Here is an 18,302-nt window from a genome sequence, read left to right on the forward strand (position 1 = left end):
CGGAACGCGCCTTTACGCGACCGGAACCGGGCCGTCAAGATCGGCAAGAATTTCCCTGGGCTTTGCCCCGTTTTCCGGCCCTACCAACCCTCGCTGGTGCAGCAGATCCATTACCCAAGCTGCACGATTGTAGCCAAGGCGCAGGCGTCGTTGCAGAAGGGAGGTGCTGGCACGTCTTTCCTGCCAGATGATTTCCAAGCACTTCTGAACCAGTTCGCGATCGGCGGCCGACAGGTCGCCGCCGGCAGGATCCCCGGCAAGCTGCTCGTGGAGCTCGTTCTCGATCGTCGCCCCACCTTGGGCGCGAACGTAGTCCACAACCTCGGCCACCTCCTCTTCCGAGACATAGGCTCCCTGCCCTCGGACCATTTGCCCGACGCCCGGGGGCAAGTATAGGAAGTCTCCTTTGCCCAGCAGATTCTCCGCTCCATTTTCGTCAAGAATGACGCGCGAGTCAAGCGAACTGCTGACCTGGAAGGCGATCCGGCAGGGGATGTTGGCCTTGATCACCCCCGTCACGACTTCTCTCCGCGGCGTCTGCGTGGCGACGATCAGGTGAATCCCGGCCGCCCGGGCCTTTGCGGAAAGCCGTGCAATCGCCACCTCGACGTCCGCGGAGGCGGTCTGCATCAAGTCGGCCAGCTCATCGACAATCACCACGATGGCGGGGAGCGGGCGCGGGGTCTCCTCTTCGGCCGCTTCTGTGCCGAGGGGAGGCGGGGAAGCCGCGGGCGGCGGCCGCCGAGCGGAGAGGGCTTTCCGAGCTTGGGCGTTGTAGGCGGCAATGTTGCGTACGCCGGCCGACGCCAGCAGCTTGTAGCGCTTCTCCATTTCGAGGATCACCCACTTAAGGGCGGTGATCACTTTCTTGGGGTCGACGACCACCGGAACGATCAGGTGCGGGATCCCGTTATAGATTTGCAGCTCGACCTGCTTCGGATCGACGAGGATGAGGCGCAGCTCTTCCGGGCCGAAGCGAAACAGCAGCGAGAGCAGAAGAGAGTTGATGCAGACCGACTTGCCCGAGCCCGTGGCTCCCGCGATCAGTAGGTGCGGCATTTCGGCGAGGTCGGCGATCAACGGTTGGCCGTAGACGTCCTTGCCGAGGGCGATCGGCAGCCGCGCCCGGCTCTGCTGGAACTCCGGCAGCCCGAGGATGTCGCGGAGCACCACGGCCGACTTGTTCGGATTCGGAATTTCGACCCCGACGCTGTCCTTCCCCGGAATCGGCGCCAGGATGTTGATCTTCTCCGCGCGGGTGGCCCGGGCGATGTCCCTTTGGAGGCTCAGGATCCGGTCGACCCGTACGCCTTCCGCAGGATAGAGCTCGAACCGGATCACGGTCGGTCCCTTCGTGATGGTGCCGAGAGTCGACTCGATGCCGAAGCTGCCAAGAGTTTTGACGAGAAGCTCCCCGGTTGTGCGAAGGTCGTTGTCGCCGGGGCCGCCCTTGCGGGGAGCGGGACTTTCCCGCAGCAGGCGTAGAGGAGGAGGGCAGTAACCGGCCGAGCCCCCGGCCGGCGGCGCCGCCGGCCGAAGAAAGTCGGACACTGGGCGGAGGCCAGGCTCCAGAGCGGCCGGAGGGGGGGTGTGCAACCGGGCGCGGTCGGCTGTGTCGACGATCTCGGGCGGGGCCGCCTCCCTGCGGTTCTCAGAGCGGTTCTCCTTCTTGGTGGACACCTTCTGGGAGAGCTCCTGGGCGAGGAGCCGCTCTTCCTCCGCGAGCTTCCTCCGGGCGATCTCGATGCGACCGAGAACCCCTTCCCGTCGCAGGCGTTTTTCTTGGTAGCCGGCCCAGCGCTCCTTCGCCCACCGCGCGAGCCGGAGCAGGCTGCGGATCGGTTCGGTCTCATAGAGGATGATGAGCAAAAGCAGGCAGGCGATCCCGAGGAAGATCTGGCTCCCCGTCTTCCCGAGCGCCGGGGTGAGCAGAGGGCGGTCGAGCAGCTCGCCGACGAACCCCCCCGTGCTGCCGATGTTCACCCAGGATCGGAACCCGCTGCCGAAATAGGGCTGCACGTTGAAGAATGCGGAGGCCGCGATTAAGAAGAGAGCGGTCCACAGGAGCTTTCGGCTCCAAGCCACCCGGACTTGCAGGCTGAACGCCATCCCGGCGGTCAAGAGCAGGAAGGGGATCAGATAGGCTCCAAGGCCGAAGAGGGAGTAAAGGGCGAAGGCCGTGTAGGCCCCCATCGGCCCGATCGCGTTACCCACTTCGGGCTGGCTCGGCCACTGATTGAAGGCGATATCGCGGGGCTGGTAGGAGACAAGACTCAAGAGCAGGATGAGGGCCAGTCCGAAACAGAAGACGCTACCGACTTCCGTCAGAAGGCGGCTCTTCGCTCTCTCCCAGAGCTTCACGGCGCACTTTAATGTGCCCGGAGCATAGGGCGCAAATGTTTCTTTGCTTGCGCCGCGAGGGCCGGCACCCCGACGGACGACCTCGAGGAGATTCCGAGGCGTCCGGGAGAAATTCCTTGTAGTTTCGGATCCCTTGGCACTTGACTCCCATGCGTTCTGGTGAAAGCTTGACTGCCGCGGCTTCGGGATGGCGGCGACCGGAAAAGCGCGGCAATCCCGGATAGCGGTTCGCCGGAAAGCGGCGAACGGTTGGAAAACGACAGGAGGAGTTCTTATATATGGCGTACGAAGTCCCTCAGCTTCCCTATTCTTTCGATGCCTTGGAGCCCTACGTCAGCACCATGACGATGGATTGCCACTACAACGGCCACCACAAGGCCTACGTGAACAACCTCAACAAAGCCCTGGCCGACCATCCGGATCTGGCGGCGAAGAGCCCGGAAGAGCTGATCCGGAACTTGAGCGCCGTTCCGGAAAATATCCGCACCGCCGTGCGCAACAACGGCGGGGGCCATGTCAACCACTCGATGTTCTGGAAGATGATGGCGCCGCGCGCCGGGGGAGAGCCTTCCGGGAAGCTCCTCGAGCAGCTGAAGGCGACCTTCGGCAGCTTTGCCGAATTTCAGGCAAAGTTCGAGGCTGCGGGCTTGGCCCGATTCGGGAGCGGCTGGGTCTGGCTCGTGCGCGTTCCTTCCGGGGGTCTGGAGATCACCTCCACGGCCAATCAAGATAATCCACTCATGGAGGGCAGCTACCCCGTGCTCGGCTGCGACGTCTGGGAGCACGCCTACTACTTGAAGTACCAGTTCCGGCGCGGGGATTGGCTCAAGGCCTTCTGGAACGTAGTGAACTGGCCGGAAATCGAGCGGCGCTTCGAAGCCAAGGAAGCATAGCCGCCTGCGGCCGTGAGCTTAGAATGCCAGGAGCTCGTCGGTGCCGGAGATCAGATCCGCCAGCAGGCCGAGTCCCCCGTAAAGGACCTCTGGGTTCCGGGGCAGGGAGCGGCGCATGGCGGCATAGGCGCAGCCGAAGAGCCGCAGTTGCGGTCCGGCTTGGGGAATAAAAGAGTCGATCTCCCGGATCCCCTCGTCGAGGCAATAGAGGTAGACGAGGTCCCCTTGCTTCCTTCGTTCTTCTAACGCCTGGAGAAACGAGGCGAACCGCTCGCTCCTCCGATCGACCGTCAGGAGGAGGCAAATCTGCTTAGGAGAGGGAGGACCCGGCATGGGGAGAAAGGCGGTGGCGGAAAGCGGTGGAGGACCGGCTGTGAGACTTCCGGAGGATCGAACGGAGCGCGGCGGCCATCCGGCTATTCTTACGCCGGGCTTGGCGTGGGGCAAGGAGGTCCTTCGCCGAAGAGTTGCCTTTCTCCTCGTCATCATGCAGCTTGGCCCGATGGCGCTGCTTCCCCGCTCGATCGCCTCGGAGGCCGGGCCTGCGGCCCTGCGGCTATCCGTCGGCACGGGTCGCCTGACCGTGGAGGTGGCGCGCACGCACGAGGAGCTTTCCCGCGGGCTCATGTTCCGCCGGAGCCTGGGCGAAGATGCGGGAATGCTCTTCCTGCTTCCGCGCGAGGGGGTGGCTTCCTTTTGGATGGCGAACACGACCATTCCGCTTTCCGTGGCTTTTCTCGATCGAAGAGGGGAGATTCTCGAAATCCATGACCTTCAGCCGCTCGACACCCGCATCGTCTCAAGCCGGAGCGCGCGGGTACGCTTTGCGCTCGAAGTCAATCGCGACTGGTTTTCCCGTCACGGTGTGCGGGTGGGCCAGCCGGTCCGGCCGGAAGGAGTGAGTTGGGAGCAGATCGTCGGCGGGGGACAAGATCCGTGAACCTGTTTAGTGACTATCATATGCATCCGCAGGGCCACCGTCCGCAGCCCTATGATCGCGCGCTGCTCGACCCATGGGCGAAAGCCGCCCGGGAACGGGGAATCCGGGACTTTGTCCTTACCGATCACGACCGGTACCACGAAGGGGTCGACTTCGAGGTCTTTCGGCGGTGGCGCGAGGAAAACGGGGACTTGGCGATTCGACTGGGGATCGAGCTCGATAACGATCCCCGGAGCAGCGAAGCGGGGCTCGGGTGGGTTCAGCGGAATTGGGAAAAGCTCGACTTCGTGCTGGGCTCGGTCCATTTCCTCGGGGATTGGCCGTTTGACCGTGCCGGAGAGGATGCCGGCTTCACCCGCCGGCCGATCGAGGAGATTTATCGGGAGTATGCCGAAGCCTTGCGGAGGCTCGTGCAGCGCGGTTGGATCGATTGCTTGGCCCATCTGGACTTGATCAAGATCTTCGGATTCCGGCCGAAGGCGGGCTTCCTCGACTACTTCGAGGAAATCTTGGTGCTCGCGCGAGAAAAGGACTTGGCGCTGGAGATCAGCACGGCAGGATGGAGAAAGCCCGTCGGCGAAGCCTATCCCGATGAAGCTATCATACGGCGGGCCAAGGAGCTGGGCATTCCCTTCACCTTGGCTTCCGACGCCCATTCCGCCTTTCAGATCGGGGAAGAGTATGAGCGGCTTTCCGGGCTGCTCGAAAGGCTGGACATTCGCGAAGTGGCCCTTTTCGAAGGGCATCGGCGGACGCTTGTTCCGCTGGCCGCGCCGGGGCTACGCGCCTCGTGAGGCCGACGGCCGGCTTGCGGGAGCCGCCGGCTCCGCCGGCGGAGTCAGGCCGTCCCGGATGCGGAAGATCGTCTTCGCCAGCAGGGTCGGTGCATCGAGGGCGTCCAGGGTGGGGCGATGGTGGAGAGTATCGAAGTCGAGGTCGACGATCTTTTCGAGGATGCGACGGCCGGAATGCCACGTGAGCTCGATCTCCCAGCGGAGAGGGCAAGGAAGGGTTTCGATCAGGCCGTAGCCTCGCTCGAAAAGCCGGAAGGCCCTCCGCACCTCCATGGCGAGCAGCTCGCGGAATTCGGGGCCGGCGCACCCGGCGAAGAGGCTCTCTTCGGTGACCCCGAAGCGCTTCATCTCGTCCTGCGGGAGATAGATACGGTCCTTGAGCAGGTCGACCGAGATGTCCTGCCAAAAGTTGGTGATCTGCAAGGCCGTGCAAATCGCGTCCGAAGCTGCGAGCTGTTTCTCTTCCTTCTGGCCGTGCAGGAGAAGGACGAGCCGGCCGATCGGATTGGCGCTGCGACGGCAGTAGTCGAGCAGCTCGGCGAAGGAGGCATAACGCCGCTTCTCGGTGTCCTGGGTGAAAGCGCTCAGCAGGTCGAGAAAAAGTCGGATCGGAAGGTCGAACTGGCGGATAGTCCGGTGGAGGGCCACGAAGACCGGGTCCTCGGGCGCGCTGGCCGGATCGTGGAGAGCGGCTTCGAAACGGCGCAGGGCTTTCCGGCGTTCCGAAGGCGTCTGTTCCGGATGGGCCGGGCGGCCGGAAGGGCCGTATCCCTCGTCGGCGATGTCGTCGGCGAGCCGCGCGAAGGCGTAGACCGCGTGGATATGCGGTTGCAAGGCCGGGTGGACGAGGAGGCCGACCGGGAAGTTTTCGTAATGTCGCGCAATGCGCCGGCAGGCGGCGTAGGCTGTTTCGGGAGTCACCCGCCCCTTCTTTGCCGAAAGGGAGAGCTTGTCAACAAGAAATGGACGCGGCTAACCCATGAGCGGGCGTAAATCGATGACCGGGGAAATGACGAGTCGGCAAGCGGGAGAGCCCGCCTTTGGAGGCGGGAGATGTCGCCCGCGCGCATGCGCTGCGGGAGCGGAATGAGCGTGCCTTCGGCTATGCCGGTATCCTCGTGTATCGGGCTGACCGGCGGAATCGCGGCCGGCAAGTCGACGACTTCCGAGAGGCTCCGGCGCTGGGGCTGGTTCGTAGTCGATTCGGACGAGATTGCGCATGAGCTGATGGCCCCGGGAGGGGAAACATGGCAGAAACTGGTTGACGTCTTCGGGGAGCGGATCTTAAATGAAGAAAAGGCTATCGACCGGAAAAAGCTCGGGTCGATAGTTTTTCGTGATCCTCAGCTGCGGGAAACACTAAACAGGCTCACTCACCCAGCCATTATCGAAAAGTGGCGTAAGGAAGTGGCCGATTTAAGGGCTCGGAATCCAAACGGAAAAATCGTCGTTTCGGTTCCCCTCTTGCATGAAGCAGGCCTGGAAGGAGAGTTCGAGACGATTCTCTGCATAGGTTGCTCCTATGCGACGCAGCTGCGGCGGCTTCTGACACGCGGGTTGGAAAGGGAGGAGGCGGAGGCACGGATCAAAAGTCAGTGGCCGATCGAGAAAAAGGCGGCACGTAGCGACGTGCTCCTCTGGAACGACGGTTCGTTGGAACTTCTTGAGCAGCAGATTTCCCGTTTTGTCCTCGTCTCCTCCTCGCCTTGAGGCATCGTCCCTTGTGTCGTGGACGAGGGAGCTCCTCGCGGAATCCCAAGCCAGACGGGCGAAGAGGCGGCTTCGGCAACAGAGAGGAAAACCTCGGTAGGAAAAGAATGAATGCAGATGAAATCGATCGGGAGAAAGGCGAATCTTCCAAGAGCGCATGGGCGGGAGCTGGTCAGTGGGACGGGGGCGCGCCTTCCGAAGAGCACCGACCGCCTCGGAGCGGGCATCCTGTCCGGCCCTCCGAACGTCGCGGCGGAGAACAGCAGAATCGCAAGGAGGAAGATGGGGACGCGCGTCCTCCGACGACCGGCCAGCCGCTCAGCCTGGGAGAGCTCCAGCGCCTCTCCTTTGCCGAACTCCAGCAGAAAGCTGCCGAGTATCAGATCGAAAATCCCGGGTTGCTGCGGAAGCACGAGTTGATCTTCGAAACGTTGCGGCGCCATGCGCAGCGCAACGGCCCGATTTTCGGCGAAGGGGTTCTGGAGGTACTCCCCGAGGGCTACGGCTTCCTGCGATCCCCCGCCTACAACTATTTCCCTTGCCCGGAGGACGTCTACGTTTCGCCCGCCCTCATTCGGCGCAACGGCCTCAAGAAAGGGAACCTGGTCTCGGGTCCCATCCGCCATCCGAAGGAAAAGGAGCGGTATTTCTCCCTCCTCCAGGTCGATCTGGTCGAAGGGGAAGAGCCGGAGAAGGTTCGCAATCGCATCTTCTTCGATAATCTGACCCCCCTCTTCCCGAACCGCCGCATCTTCCTCGAAGGCAAGTCCAAAGACCCTTCCCTGCGCGTGATCGACCTGGTCACGCCGATCGGGTTCGGTCAGCGCGGGCTGATCGTGGCTCCGCCCAGAACCGGGAAAACGGTCCTGATGCAGAAGATCGCCAACGCAATCAGTGAAAATCACCCGCAGGCCCACCTGATCGTGCTGCTCGTCGACGAGCGTCCCGAAGAGGTCACCGATATGGAGCGCTCCGTTCGCGGCGAGGTTATCAGTTCGACCTTTGATGAGACCCCGGAAAGGCATGTCCAGGTGGCCGAGATGGTCATTGAGCGGGCGAAGCGCTTGGCGGAAACCAAGGTGGATGTGGTCATCCTGCTCGATTCGCTGACCCGGCTTGCGCGCGCCTACAACACTCTGCAGCCGCATAGCGGGAAGATCCTGACCGGCGGCGTTGACGCGAACGCCCTTCAGAAGCCGCGGCGCTTTTTTGCGGCGGCGCGGAACCTGGAAGAAGGCGGGAGCGTGACGATCCTGGCCACGGCTCTGATCGATACCGGGTCGAAGATGGACGACGTCATCTTCGAAGAGTTCAAGGGAACCGGCAACATGGAGATCCATCTCGACCGGGCGCTGGTCGACAAGCGAATCTATCCCGCGATCAACATCTCGAAGTCGGGCACACGGAAAGAAGAGCTGCTCTACCATCCCGACGAGATCGCACGGATACATGTCCTGCGCCGCGCGCTTTCCTCCGTGCCTCCCGTGGAAGCCATGGAGCTGCTGCTCGAACGGCTCCGAAAGACCAAGAGCAACGTCGAGTTTCTTCTCTCGATGAACCTCAAGGAGTAGGCTCCGCCTCCCTCGCTTGCCGTGAAGATCTTGGTCACCGGAGGGGCGGGGTACGTGGGAAGCGTCTGCGTCGAGTTTCTCCTGGATGCGGGCATCGCCACGGTGGTCGTCGACAATCTTTCCGAAGGACATCGGGCGGCGGTGGACGATCGCGCCGCCTTCTATCGGCTTGATTTGTTCGACCGGGAAGGGCTTTTCGCCCTGTTCCGGGCGGAGAGGCCCGATGCGGTGATCCATTTTGCGGCCAACGCTTTGGTCGCCGAGTCGATGCGGGATCCATCGACCTACTTCCGCAACAATGCCTTCCACGGAATTCACCTGCTCGATGCCATGGTGGCCACCGGGGTGCGGAAGATCGTCTTCTCTTCCTCGTGCGCCGTCTACGGCCTTCCGCTCAAGATTCCCATCGACGAGCGGGGAGAGACCAAGCCGATCAATCCCTACGGCGAATCCAAGCTCTTCTTCGAAAAAATCTTGCGCTGGTACTCGGAGATCCACGGGATCATTCCGCTCGTTTTGCGCTACTTCAACGCCGCCGGGGCCTCCGAGCGATACGGAGAAGACCACAAGGAAGAAACTCACTTGATTCCCAATGTGTTGCAGGTTGCGTTGGGAAAGCGGAATGTGGTGGAAATCTATGGGGATGAATTTGCCACACCGGATGGCACCGCGATCCGGGATTACGTGCATGTGCGCGACCTGGCGTCCGCCCACTTGGCCGTCCTGCGGCGTGAGCAGCCCGGCCTCTATAACGTAGGGACCGGGGAAGGATATTCGGTCCGGCAGGTCATCGATCTTGCGTGCAAGATCACCGGCATGGCGATTCCCTTCGAGGTCCGTCCCCCGCGTCCGGGCGACCCGCCGCGGCTGGTGGCGAACGTTCAGAGGATCTGCCGGGAGCTCTCCTGGAAACCGGAGCACTCGCGGCTTTCCGAAATCATCGAGAGCGCTTGGCGTTGGCATCAGGCGCATCCCGACGGATATCCGGATGCCGGGGAAGCGGCGGGCGCAAACGAAGCCAGCGGCCGATCATGAGGCATGCGCCCCGGCAGGGCTGCCTCTAGTGCGCAGAGGGTGCAGGATTGGAAAGACCGCGGTGAAGGCATCGGGCTGCGGATGCGCTCTTTTCCCTTGTGGGGAAGGCAATCGGGCAGTAGATCCAAAAAAAATGGGCGGTAATCGCCGAGCAGGGAAAGAGGGCGGCCGGGCGGATGGCGGTGCGTCTCGGGTGGGGAGCTTCGCCCCTCCGGGAAAGCAGCCGGGATCTTCTGCGGATTCGTATTCGATGCCTGCGGCGAAGACGGCTTGTCCGGATCGGTTGCCGCACCGGGTCGCTGGGAAAAGGCGAGGCGGGGTGCGTGCGGCCGCTCTGCTTTTCCTGGCGGCAGTTCCCGTCAGCGGTCGGGCCGGCGGAATACACCTGGATCGTGACGACCCCGCGAACGCGGCGATTGTCCGGATAGTTACCTATCAATCCGTCGCCGGCGGCATCGTCCGGGTTACCGGAACCGGCTTTTTCGTCAATCGCCAGGGGCAACTGATCACCAATCGGCATCTGCTCTCTCGAGCGCTCTTTTCCGCCGCGCTGGGACCCGGATGCGAACCTTTCCGCGTCGATCGGGTTCTGGCGGAGGCGGGGGACTTGGTCATGGTGCAAATCGCGCTTCCCTCCGGAATTCGGCCGCCATGCCTGGAGCTAAGGAAGGAACCCCCCGTTCCGGGCGAACCGATCCGTATCGAAGGGTATCCTCTGGGAGTAGGCCTCGCCTCGGCATGGGGGAAGGTGGTCGGCTATCGGCAGAAACCCTATTATGGGACCCGTTCCTTCGAGGTAGACGCTCCGACCTTTTCGGGGAATAGCGGAGGTCCAATCGTCGACGAGCGCGGACAGGTCGTGGGTGTGACGACGTTTCGTTCCCAGGAGGGATCGAGCAGGCTCGCCGGCGCCCTTTGCCCGCATGTCCTTATGGAAGAGAGCCGCGTCATCGATCTCCCGTTCGCCGTCTGGTCTCGGCGATCCGGAGGCGCGGATGGAGCGATCGGTTCGGCCGCCAGAGGGTGGAGAGCGCTGCAATCCGGAGAGAGCGAGCCGGCATGCCGCTATTTCCAAGCGGCACTCCGCAAGCGGGGGCGCAGCCCTTTGCTCCATCAGGGATTGGCCGAGGCGCTGCTGGAAAGCGGAAGGGTCGGGGAAGCCGCTTCGTCTCTCTGCGCCGCGATCAAAGAGAGACCGAACGATTTTCTCGCTCACCTTCGTCTTGCCGCTGTCTACCGCCGGCTCGGGAAGCCCGAGCTCGCTGCCGTCCAGGAAGCCGCCGGCCGGAGGCTCGAGGGAGCGATCTTCGCGCGGATCCAGACGGCGGTGGCAGCCAGAGAGCAGACCGGTCTAGCCGGTCTCTGGCAAAAGGTACGCTACATCCTCCAGCCTCCGGTCGAGTCCGAACCCTCGCATTAGCCTGCATGTCTCACCGATAGCGGGCATAGCGGAAGGCAAAACATCCGGCAAAACGGCTTAGGAAAGGCCGCCTTCTGCTGGCATGCGTGTTGTCAAGACGGTACTTCCACCAGAGAAAAGAAACGGCCATCCCTGACAGAGTGTAGCCAAGAGACGTTTGCCTTTAGCGGCCATTTTTCGTGACCGGGGGAGGAAGTGGGGATTTGCCGCGGGTCGGATCTCCAGCGATGGGGGTGCAATCCTCTTGCGGGAAGCCGATCGGAAGATCGGTTGGTTAACGGCCATTTCTCACAAATTTCGTAGCCGAGACGCCGCCCGAAGCGTGTTGTCCATCGGCGACCGGAGATGCTGGCCCACCGCCTCTTTCGGGATTGGGAGGTCGACGCCGACGGAAATCGACCTACGTATGTCCTGAAAATTGCGGGATGGGTTCTCGTCGCGGGAGGGAGTTGGGCTCAACCCATGGAGGATGCGGATTGTTCCGCCGGCGGCCCTCCGTTTCCCTGCTCGCTCTCGATTTCCTGAAGGATGCGCAGGATGCGGTCGCCACGCTCCAGGGAATCATCGATGTGGAACGTCAGGTGCGGGGTGAACTTCGACTGGAGCTTCTTTCCCAGGCGATGCTGCCATTCCCTCCGATGACGCTGGAGGAGAAAGAGCAGCTCTTCGCTCGGCATGGGAGATTCCCAGGCGCTGATGAAGACGAAAGCTTCCTTCAAATCGGGGGTGGTTTCTACCGCAGAGATTGTCAGCAGCAACCCTTCGAGCGAAACTTCCCTGCGAAAGCATTCGGAAAGCTCCTTTCGGATCACTTCCGATACCCGGATGGTTCGATGCGTACCCATGATGGCGACTCCGAAGTATTCCGCGCGACGGTGCGGCACCGGCGGCCCGCTCGGCCCGAACCGATCGAGAGCGACGCTCAAAGGCTTTGTGGCACCCGCTCCAGTTGATAGCACTGGATGATGTCGTTCGGCTCGTAGTCATCGAAGTTGCCCAGCCGCAGACCGCATTCGAGTCCGGCACGCACCTCCGCCACCTCGTCTTGAAAGCGCTTGAGGGTTTGGATGCTCCCGTCGTAGATCGGCTGCTTGCCGCGCAGCACCCGCGCCTGGCCTTTGCGGATCATCCTGCCGGTTTGCACCAAGACTCCGGCAACCGAGAATTTATGGAGCTGGAATACCTTTTTGACCAATGCCGTCCCAAGCACTGTCTCGCGCAGCTCCGGCTCGAGTAGCCCTGCCATGGCCTCACGGACCTGGTCGACCAGCTCATAGATGATGCTGAAAAGCTTGATCTGCACGCCCTCCCGCTTGGCGGCGGCGGCGGCGGAGCTGTCGGTCTTGACATGGAAGCCGATCACGATCCCTCCCGATGCCTTCGCCAGCAGAATGTCCGATTCCGTGACCGGCCCGGCCGCCGCGTGGATGATCGCCAGCTCTACCTTCTTGCTCGGAATCTTCTCGAGTTGGCCGATCAGGGCTTCGATCGATCCCTGGGTGTCCGCCTTGAGCACCAGGTGCAAGGTCTTGCGCTGTCCTTCCGCGATCGCCTCGTAGAGGTTCTCCAGCGTGATTTTCGGGCCTTCGTCCCGACGCGGACGCTTCAGGGCCGCCAACCGTTCCTCGGCGATCTGCCTCGCCTTGCGCTCATCGCTCTCCACCACCAGCTCTTCTCCCGGCGTCGGCAATCCGCTCAAGCCCAAGACCTTGACGGGCGTGGACGGTGTCGCCTCCTTAACCGTCTTGCCCAGATCGTTGATGAGCGCGCGGACCCGCCCCCAATAAGGTCCGCATACCGCAATGTCTCCCGCGTGCAGAATTCCTTGTTGGACCAGAACCGTCGCCGTCGGTCCCCGACCGGTCTCCATTTGCGCTTCGATGACCCGCCCGGTCGCCGGACCGTGAAAGGCGGCGCGCAGCTCGAGAACCTCCGCCTGGAGAAGGATCATGTCCAGAAGATGATCAATCCCTTTCCCTTTCAAGGCGGAGACTTCGCAGAAGATGGTATCGCCGCCGAACTCCTCCGGGACCAATCCTCGCTCCTGGAGCTGTGTCTTCACCCGGAGCGGATTGGCTCCCGGAACGTCGATCTTGCTGATGGCGACAAGGATCGGAACTTTCGCCGCTCGGGCATGATCGATGGCTTCGATCGTCTGCGGCATGACGCCGTCGTCGGCGGCGACAACGAGCACGACCAGGTCGGTGATCGAAGCGCCGCGCGCCCTCATGGCGGTGAACGCTTCATGGCCGGGGGTGTCGATAAAGGTGATCGACTTGCCCCCGCGGTTGATCGTGTAGGCTCCGATATGTTGGGTGATCCCGCCGGCTTCCCCCGCCGCCACCCGGGTATGTCGGATGGCGTCGAGCAGGGTGGTTTTCCCGTGGTCGACGTGGCCCAGAAAGGCGACGACAGGCGGGCGAGGCTGGAGATCCGGCTTCGCCACCAAAGCGGGAGGCGGTTCTTCGACGACCTTGGGTGCCGACGGCGGCCCATGCCGCTCCTTGCGCTCCGTCTGGACTTCGAAGCCCATGCGGTTCGAAACTTTCCGGGCGATATCCTCATCCAGAAGTTGGGTCAAGGTAGGAAAGATGTTCATCTCCATCAGATGATGGATCAATTGGAAGGGCTTGATCTCCAAAAGCCCCGCCAATTCCTTGACCGTGATCGGCCCTCGCAGGGAAATCGTCTTCCGGGCGGCCCCGGCGGATTCGCTTCCCGGCGTCGGTGCGGGAGGAGCCGGCCGGGGTTGGCGATCGGCAACCGTTTGCCCGGCAGGGTGGGTGCGGTCCTCTCTTCGCTCCGGAGGCGGGATGGTCTGCTTGGTTTTCGGCATGAAAAATTCGGGATTCCTTTCCTTTAACGCTTACGAGGCTTTGGCGCATTGGCGCGCGTTTTCGCGCAACTTCTTCAGGGCTGCCGGGTCCAATTCGGGCAGCACCGAAGCCAGATCGGCCTCTTCGCTTTCGGCTACGGCGGCCGGACTCAAGAAGCCCGCCCGCACGATCTGCTCGGCCGTCGAGGGATCGATCGAGAGCGCGTTTGCCATCTCCTCGGTGGCCCGGGCCAGCTTTTGGGCGAAGTTTTCCTCCGCCGACTGCTCCCGGAGGATGTCGATCTCCCATCCGGTGATCTTGCTGGCCAGCCACGCGTTCTTCCCTTTTCGGCCCAGCGCGATCGAATAGTTCTCCTCGTCCACGACGGCCTTGACCCGCTTGGCCGCCTCGTCCAGCTCCACGCTCTTGATACGGGCGGGTTTGAGCGCTTCGACGGCCAGCTCGGCCACGTCCGGCGACCAGCGGAACAGATCGATCTTTTCGACATGGAGCTCGCGCACGATGTTCTTGACGCGGGCCCCCCGCACCCCCACGCAGGCTCCAACGGGATCGATCTTGGGATTGGTGCTCCGCACGGCGATTTTGGTCCGGAAGCCGGGCTCCCTAGCCATGGCCTTAATCTCCACCGTATGGTCGGCCACCTCGCTCACTTCCAACTCCAGGAGCTTCCGGACGAAGTTAGGATGGCTCCGGGAGAGAACCACCTGCGGACCATGGGAGGTGTTGTCCACCGCGAGCACGTAGGCGCGGATCCGGTCGCCGACCATGTATTCCTCGCCCGGGACACGCTCCCGCGCTGGCATCACCCCTTCGTAGCGGCCGAGGTCGAGAATGACATCGGATCGGTCGAAACGCCGGACGGTGCCCATGACGATGTGATCCACACGATCCTTAAACTCCGCGAGCACCATCTCCCGCTCGATCGAGCGGAGAGCCTGGTTGATCGTTTGCTTGAAAACCTGCGCGGCGATCCGCCCGAAATCCTTGGGCGTCACCTCGACGTCGATGATCTGCCCCAGCTGCGCCCCCGGATCGATCTCCCTAGCTCGCTTCAACGATACCTGACCCCGCGGATCGTCGACCTTCTCCACCACCTCCAGATTCGCTCGTGCCGTGATGTTTCCGGTCTTCGGATGGATCTCCACCCGCAGGTCGCGCGCCGGCCCGATGCTCTTACGGGCGGCGGCGAGAAGCGCCGACTGCATGGCTTCCAGAAAGGCTTCTCGGCGAATGCCCTTCTCTCTTGCCATGTACTCGATGATGGCCAAGACTTCTTGATTCATGACGGTCTCCGGCGATACTTTCAAAGAAAAAAAAGTGGAAACCCTGCAAGTTTCCACCTTTTCTTTGCTGGAGAATCGCCTTGCTCTAAAACTTACGAACGGTTCATCCAACGGTCAAGGTTTGAATTGCTCCCGCCGGCTCCGGAGCGGCGGGGATGAGAAAAGCGCGTGGAAAGTCAAAAGGGCGGCCACGAGGGGGGCCGGAACGACCGTTTGGGGTTGATCGCCGGCCGTGGCGTCTACCCGATCTTGATGGCGCAAGCCGCGCGCCGAGCCGGAGTCGAGGAGCTCAGCACCGTCGCTTTCATCGGGGAGACCGATCCCGAGATCGAGAAGCTGAGCCGTCGTGTCGAGTGGCTCCGTGTCGGTCAGCTGGGGAGCCTCCTCCGCTTCTTCCGCGGCTGCGGGGTCGCCCGCGCCGTGATGGCGGGAGCGATCGCCCCTTCCCACCTCTTTGATTTGCGCCCGGATCTGAAGGCGCTTTTGCTTCTGGCCCGCCTAAAGGTGCGCAACGCGGCGACGATCTTCGGCGCGATCGCCGATGAGTTGCGCAGGGTCGGGGTCCTTCTTTTGCCCGCCACCACCTACTTGGAGGATCAGCTGGCTCCGGTGGGCCACTTCGGCGGACCGCCTCTGCGGCCGCGACAGTGGGAGGATGCGGCGTTCGGGTTTCGGATGGCCAAGGAGATCGCCCGGCTGGACATCGGGCAATCCCTGGTCGTGAAGCAAGGTACGGTTTTGGCTGTGGAGGCGTTCGAGGGGACAGACAAGACCTTGGAGCGCGGGGGCGGATTGGGTCACGGCAAAGCCGTTTTGATCAAGGTCAGCAAGCCGGGCCAGGACTTTCGATTCGACGTGCCCGTGATCGGGCGGCGGACGATCGAAATGGCGCGAAGATCCGGAGTGGAGCTGATTGTCTGCGAGGCGGGCAAGACGTTGATCCTGGAGAAAGAGAAGGTCGTCGATCTTGCCGGAGAACTGGGAATTTCTCTTTACGGAATGCGGGAGGAGGGAGAAAAGGCGGGATGCAGCCTATCGAGATCGGTGTAGTCGGGGTTGGCCATATCGGACGTCACCACGCCCGCATTTGCGCGGATCTCCCCCAGGCCAGGCTTGCCGGGGTTTTCGATATTGATGCGCAGCGATGCCGGGAAGTGGCGGAACGTTATCGCACCGAGGCGTTTGATTCCCTGGAGGCTCTTGCGGCCAGATGCCAAGCGGTGACGATCGCCACTCCCACCGGGACCCATTTTTCGGTTGCCGCCGCCTGCCTGGAGTCCGGGTGCCACGTGCTTGTGGAGAAGCCGATTGCGGATCGGGTGGAGCACGCGCGGGAGCTTGTCCGGATGGCCGGCGAGAAGGGCCTGCTCTTGCAAGTGGGCCATGTGGAACGGTTCAATCCCGCTTTCCGGGCGATGGAGCCGCTTTTGCGCGCGCCGCGGTTCATCGAAGCGCACCGCCTCTGTCCCTATCCGGGGAGAAACACCGAGATCGGCGTCGTCTTCGATTTGATGATCCACGATCTGGAAATCGTGCTCCATCTGGTTCCCGGGCCGGTTGTCTCGATCGATGCGGTCGGGGTGGCGGTCCTGAGCGCCACCGAGGACATTGCCAACGCCCGCATCCGGTTCGGGGGCGGAGCCGTTGCCAATCTGACCTGCAGCCGCATCAGCCCGGAAAAGATGCGGAAGATTCGGATCTTTCAGGAAGACGCGTACCTCTCCCTCAATTACGGCGAGCAGTGCGGCGAAATCTACCGGAAAAGAGACGGGCGGATCGAGCGGCAGCCGATTCCGGTCGAGAAGGATGAACCCCTTCGGCTTCAGCTCCGTTCATTCCTTGAATGCGTCCGCTCGCAGATGACGCCGGTCGTGGATGGGGGAAAGGGGGTTGCGGCTCTGGACTTGGCTATGCAGATTTCCGATCGCATCAGCCGGGGTATGGTGAGGACATGAGGCGATCGCATCGCAGGAGAAAGATCTATCTGGTCGCCGGAGAGCCGAGCGGCGATACCCTCGGCGCGCTTTTGATCGAGGCCCTCCGGCGGCAGGACCCCGAGATCGTATGCCGCGGCGTCGGCGGCCCGAAGATGGCGGCCGCGGGCCAGCGGCAGACCGTCGACCTCACGGAGCACGCTGTCGTCGGCCTCGTGGAGGTGCTCCGTCATTATCGCGGGCTGCGGAAGCTCTTTCATCGCCTGCTGCGGGAAATCGAAGCGGCTCGCCCCGACGTGGTGGTGCTGATCGACTATCCCGGGTTCAACCTGCGTCTGGCTGCGGCCGTTCGTCGCCGATTGCCGAGCATCAAGCTGATCTATTACGTCAGTCCCCAGGTTTGGGCTTGGAAGCCCGGACGGGCCGAGCTTTTGTCGAAGACCGTCGATGAGCTTCTCGTCCTCTTCCCCTTCGAAGAGGAGTGGTATCGGCACCGGGGAATTCCGCTGACCGTCTCGTGCGTCGGTCACCCGCTCTGGGATCGCCTCCTGGTCAACCAGAGGCGGGAGCGGAAGCCGGGGGCGCCCATGACGATCGGGCTTTTGCCCGGCAGCCGGGAAAGTGAAATCGAGCGCCATCTTCCTCTCCTTCTGGAAACGGCAGCGGAGATGGACTGGCGGCGCGGCAACTTGGAATTTCTTTTGGTGACGCCCGATGCCCGCCGCGAAGCGTACGTCCGCCAGCAGTGGGCGGCTCGCGGGCCGGGCCCGGCGATCCGCCTGCGGGTCGGCTACGCCCTCTCCCACCTGGCCCGGTGCGACCTGGCGCTGCTCTGCTCCGGGTCGGCCTCGCTCGAATGCGCGGCGGTCGGAACCCCCCAGCTTCTCGTCTACAAGGCCAACCCCATCACCTATGCCGTGGCCAAGCGGGTGGTTCAGGTCCGCTATTTGAGCATCGTCAACCTTTTGGCCGATGCGCCGGTCGTGCCGGAGCTCATCAGCGAAAAACTGACTTCCGGCGCGATCGCTGAGGCGGCCCTGCATCTTCTGGATCATCCGGAAGAACGCGCGGCGATGGTCCAAGCCATGCAAGCGGCGATTGAGCCGATCGCCCGGGCGGGGGCGAGCGCTCGGGCCGCGGCCCACGTCTTGGCGCTGGCCGACCGGCCGTGCCAGGCCCGCGAGGCGGACGGATCGGCGGTGGGGCGTTTCCCGGGGAAGCGAACCCCGGAGGCGCTCGACGATTCTCGGGTCGGCAGCCTTGCTTCGGGAGGGCGGCCATCTCCGAAAAGCTTTCTCCTGCGGCTTGCCGAAAGGGCTCGTCTGTTTCGCTCCGGCTTGGTTTTCCATCCTCGCAGTGAGTCTTCTCATACGGCTGCGGTGGATTCATACAGCTCCGGTGGAAAACCAGCGCCCGGCCTCGCACCCAAGCCCATTTGCGGCGCCTCGGCTACGGAATTTGTGAGGAATGGCGGCTAGCAGCCTGTCGGACTTTCCTTTTCCTTCTGGAATATGGTAAAAGAGG

16 protein-coding genes are annotated in these 18,302 nt (G+C 62.8%); 10 read left to right on the plus strand and 6 right to left on the minus strand.

Annotation, left to right across the window (positions count from 1 at the left end; translation table 11 throughout):
• Positions 1–12 precede the first annotated feature (12 nt).
• Positions 13–2,361, minus strand: coding sequence for a DNA translocase FtsK (locus MTHMO_RS01510; protein WP_202213217.1), 2,349 nt, complete (start codon positions 2,359–2,361; stop codon positions 13–15).
• A gap of 278 nt (positions 2,362–2,639) precedes the next feature.
• On the opposite strand from MTHMO_RS01510, the gene MTHMO_RS01515 reads away from it, so the two are divergent.
• Entirely contained in the window at positions 2,640–3,254 is a 615-nt protein-coding gene (locus MTHMO_RS01515) for a superoxide dismutase (RefSeq protein WP_202213218.1), read from the plus strand.
• Between the two features lie 18 nt (positions 3,255–3,272).
• Here the strand turns inward: MTHMO_RS01515 and MTHMO_RS01520 are convergent, their stop codons facing one another.
• Positions 3,273–3,587 carry a hypothetical protein gene (locus tag MTHMO_RS01520; RefSeq protein ID WP_202213219.1) on the minus strand — a complete coding sequence of 105 codons (315 nt, stop codon included), beginning with the start codon at positions 3,585–3,587 and terminating at the stop codon, positions 3,273–3,275.
• Positions 3,588–3,627: 40 nt separating this feature from the next.
• On the opposite strand from MTHMO_RS01520, the gene MTHMO_RS01525 reads away from it, so the two are divergent.
• Positions 3,628–4,194 carry a DUF192 domain-containing protein gene (locus MTHMO_RS01525; protein WP_202213220.1) on the plus strand — a complete coding sequence of 189 codons (567 nt, stop codon included), beginning with the start codon at positions 3,628–3,630 and terminating at the stop codon, positions 4,192–4,194.
• A gap of 20 nt (positions 4,195–4,214) precedes the next feature.
• Positions 4,215–4,988, plus strand: coding sequence for a histidinol-phosphatase HisJ family protein (locus MTHMO_RS01530; RefSeq protein ID WP_237394694.1), 774 nt, complete (start codon positions 4,215–4,217; stop codon positions 4,986–4,988).
• On the opposite strand, the gene hpnC is transcribed toward MTHMO_RS01530, so the two are convergent.
• Entirely contained in the window at positions 4,974–5,909 is a 936-nt protein-coding gene (gene hpnC / locus MTHMO_RS01535; protein ID WP_202213222.1) for a squalene synthase HpnC, read from the minus strand. The two genes, MTHMO_RS01530 and hpnC, sit on opposite strands and share 15 nt — an antisense overlap.
• Positions 5,910–6,074: 165 nt before the next feature.
• On the opposite strand from hpnC, the gene coaE reads away from it, so the two are divergent.
• The 4 genes from coaE (at position 6,075) to MTHMO_RS01555 (ending at position 10,724) form a co-directional block, all read left to right on the plus strand.
• Positions 6,075–6,698 (plus strand): dephospho-CoA kinase, encoded by a 624-nt coding sequence (gene coaE / locus MTHMO_RS01540; RefSeq protein WP_237394695.1) that lies wholly within the window; start codon positions 6,075–6,077, stop codon positions 6,696–6,698.
• 107 nt (positions 6,699–6,805) lie between these two features.
• Complete coding sequence (gene rho / locus MTHMO_RS01545; RefSeq protein ID WP_202213223.1) at positions 6,806–8,269, plus strand: transcription termination factor Rho; 1,464 nt, start codon at positions 6,806–6,808, stop codon at positions 8,267–8,269.
• 21 nt (positions 8,270–8,290) lie between these two features.
• Positions 8,291–9,304 carry a UDP-glucose 4-epimerase GalE gene (gene galE / locus MTHMO_RS01550; protein ID WP_202213224.1) on the plus strand — a complete coding sequence of 338 codons (1,014 nt, stop codon included), beginning with the start codon at positions 8,291–8,293 and terminating at the stop codon, positions 9,302–9,304.
• Between the two features lie 250 nt (positions 9,305–9,554).
• Complete coding sequence (locus MTHMO_RS01555) at positions 9,555–10,724, plus strand: serine protease (RefSeq protein WP_202213225.1); 1,170 nt, start codon at positions 9,555–9,557, stop codon at positions 10,722–10,724.
• Between the two features lie 455 nt (positions 10,725–11,179).
• Here MTHMO_RS01555 and rbfA read toward each other — a convergent pair whose 3' ends face one another.
• The 3 genes from rbfA to nusA all read right to left on the minus strand — a co-directional run bounded on the left by rbfA (position 11,180) and on the right by nusA (position 14,844).
• Positions 11,180–11,569: a 30S ribosome-binding factor RbfA gene (gene rbfA / locus MTHMO_RS01560; protein ID WP_202213226.1), complete on the minus strand. Its 390-nt coding sequence runs from the start codon at positions 11,567–11,569 to the stop codon at positions 11,180–11,182.
• Between the two features lie 77 nt (positions 11,570–11,646).
• Entirely contained in the window at positions 11,647–13,560 is a 1,914-nt protein-coding gene (infB, locus tag MTHMO_RS01565; RefSeq protein ID WP_202213227.1) for a translation initiation factor IF-2, read from the minus strand.
• A 30-nt stretch (positions 13,561–13,590) separates the two neighbouring features.
• Positions 13,591–14,844 (minus strand): transcription termination factor NusA, encoded by a 1,254-nt coding sequence (gene nusA, locus MTHMO_RS01570; RefSeq protein ID WP_202213228.1) that lies wholly within the window; start codon positions 14,842–14,844, stop codon positions 13,591–13,593.
• 168 nt (positions 14,845–15,012) lie between these two features.
• On the opposite strand from nusA, the gene MTHMO_RS01575 reads away from it, so the two are divergent.
• From MTHMO_RS01575 to lpxB, 3 genes are read left to right on the plus strand one after another with little or no spacing between them, the layout of a single operon-like run.
• Entirely contained in the window at positions 15,013–15,894 is an 882-nt protein-coding gene (locus tag MTHMO_RS01575; protein ID WP_237394696.1) for an LpxI family protein, read from the plus strand.
• Positions 15,870–16,799 carry a Gfo/Idh/MocA family protein gene (locus tag MTHMO_RS01580; protein WP_202213229.1) on the plus strand — a complete coding sequence of 310 codons (930 nt, stop codon included), beginning with the start codon at positions 15,870–15,872 and terminating at the stop codon, positions 16,797–16,799. Before MTHMO_RS01575 ends, MTHMO_RS01580 begins: the two co-directional genes overlap by 25 nt.
• Entirely contained in the window at positions 16,796–18,256 is a 1,461-nt protein-coding gene (gene lpxB / locus MTHMO_RS01585; RefSeq protein ID WP_202213230.1) for a lipid-A-disaccharide synthase, read from the plus strand. The genes MTHMO_RS01580 and lpxB overlap by 4 nt, the downstream gene beginning before the upstream one ends.
• Positions 18,257–18,302 lie beyond the last annotated feature (46 nt).

The sequence above is a fragment of the Methylacidimicrobium sp. AP8 genome (genome assembly GCF_903064525.1).
Classification (GTDB): domain Bacteria; phylum Verrucomicrobiota; class Verrucomicrobiia; order Methylacidiphilales; family Methylacidiphilaceae; genus Methylacidimicrobium.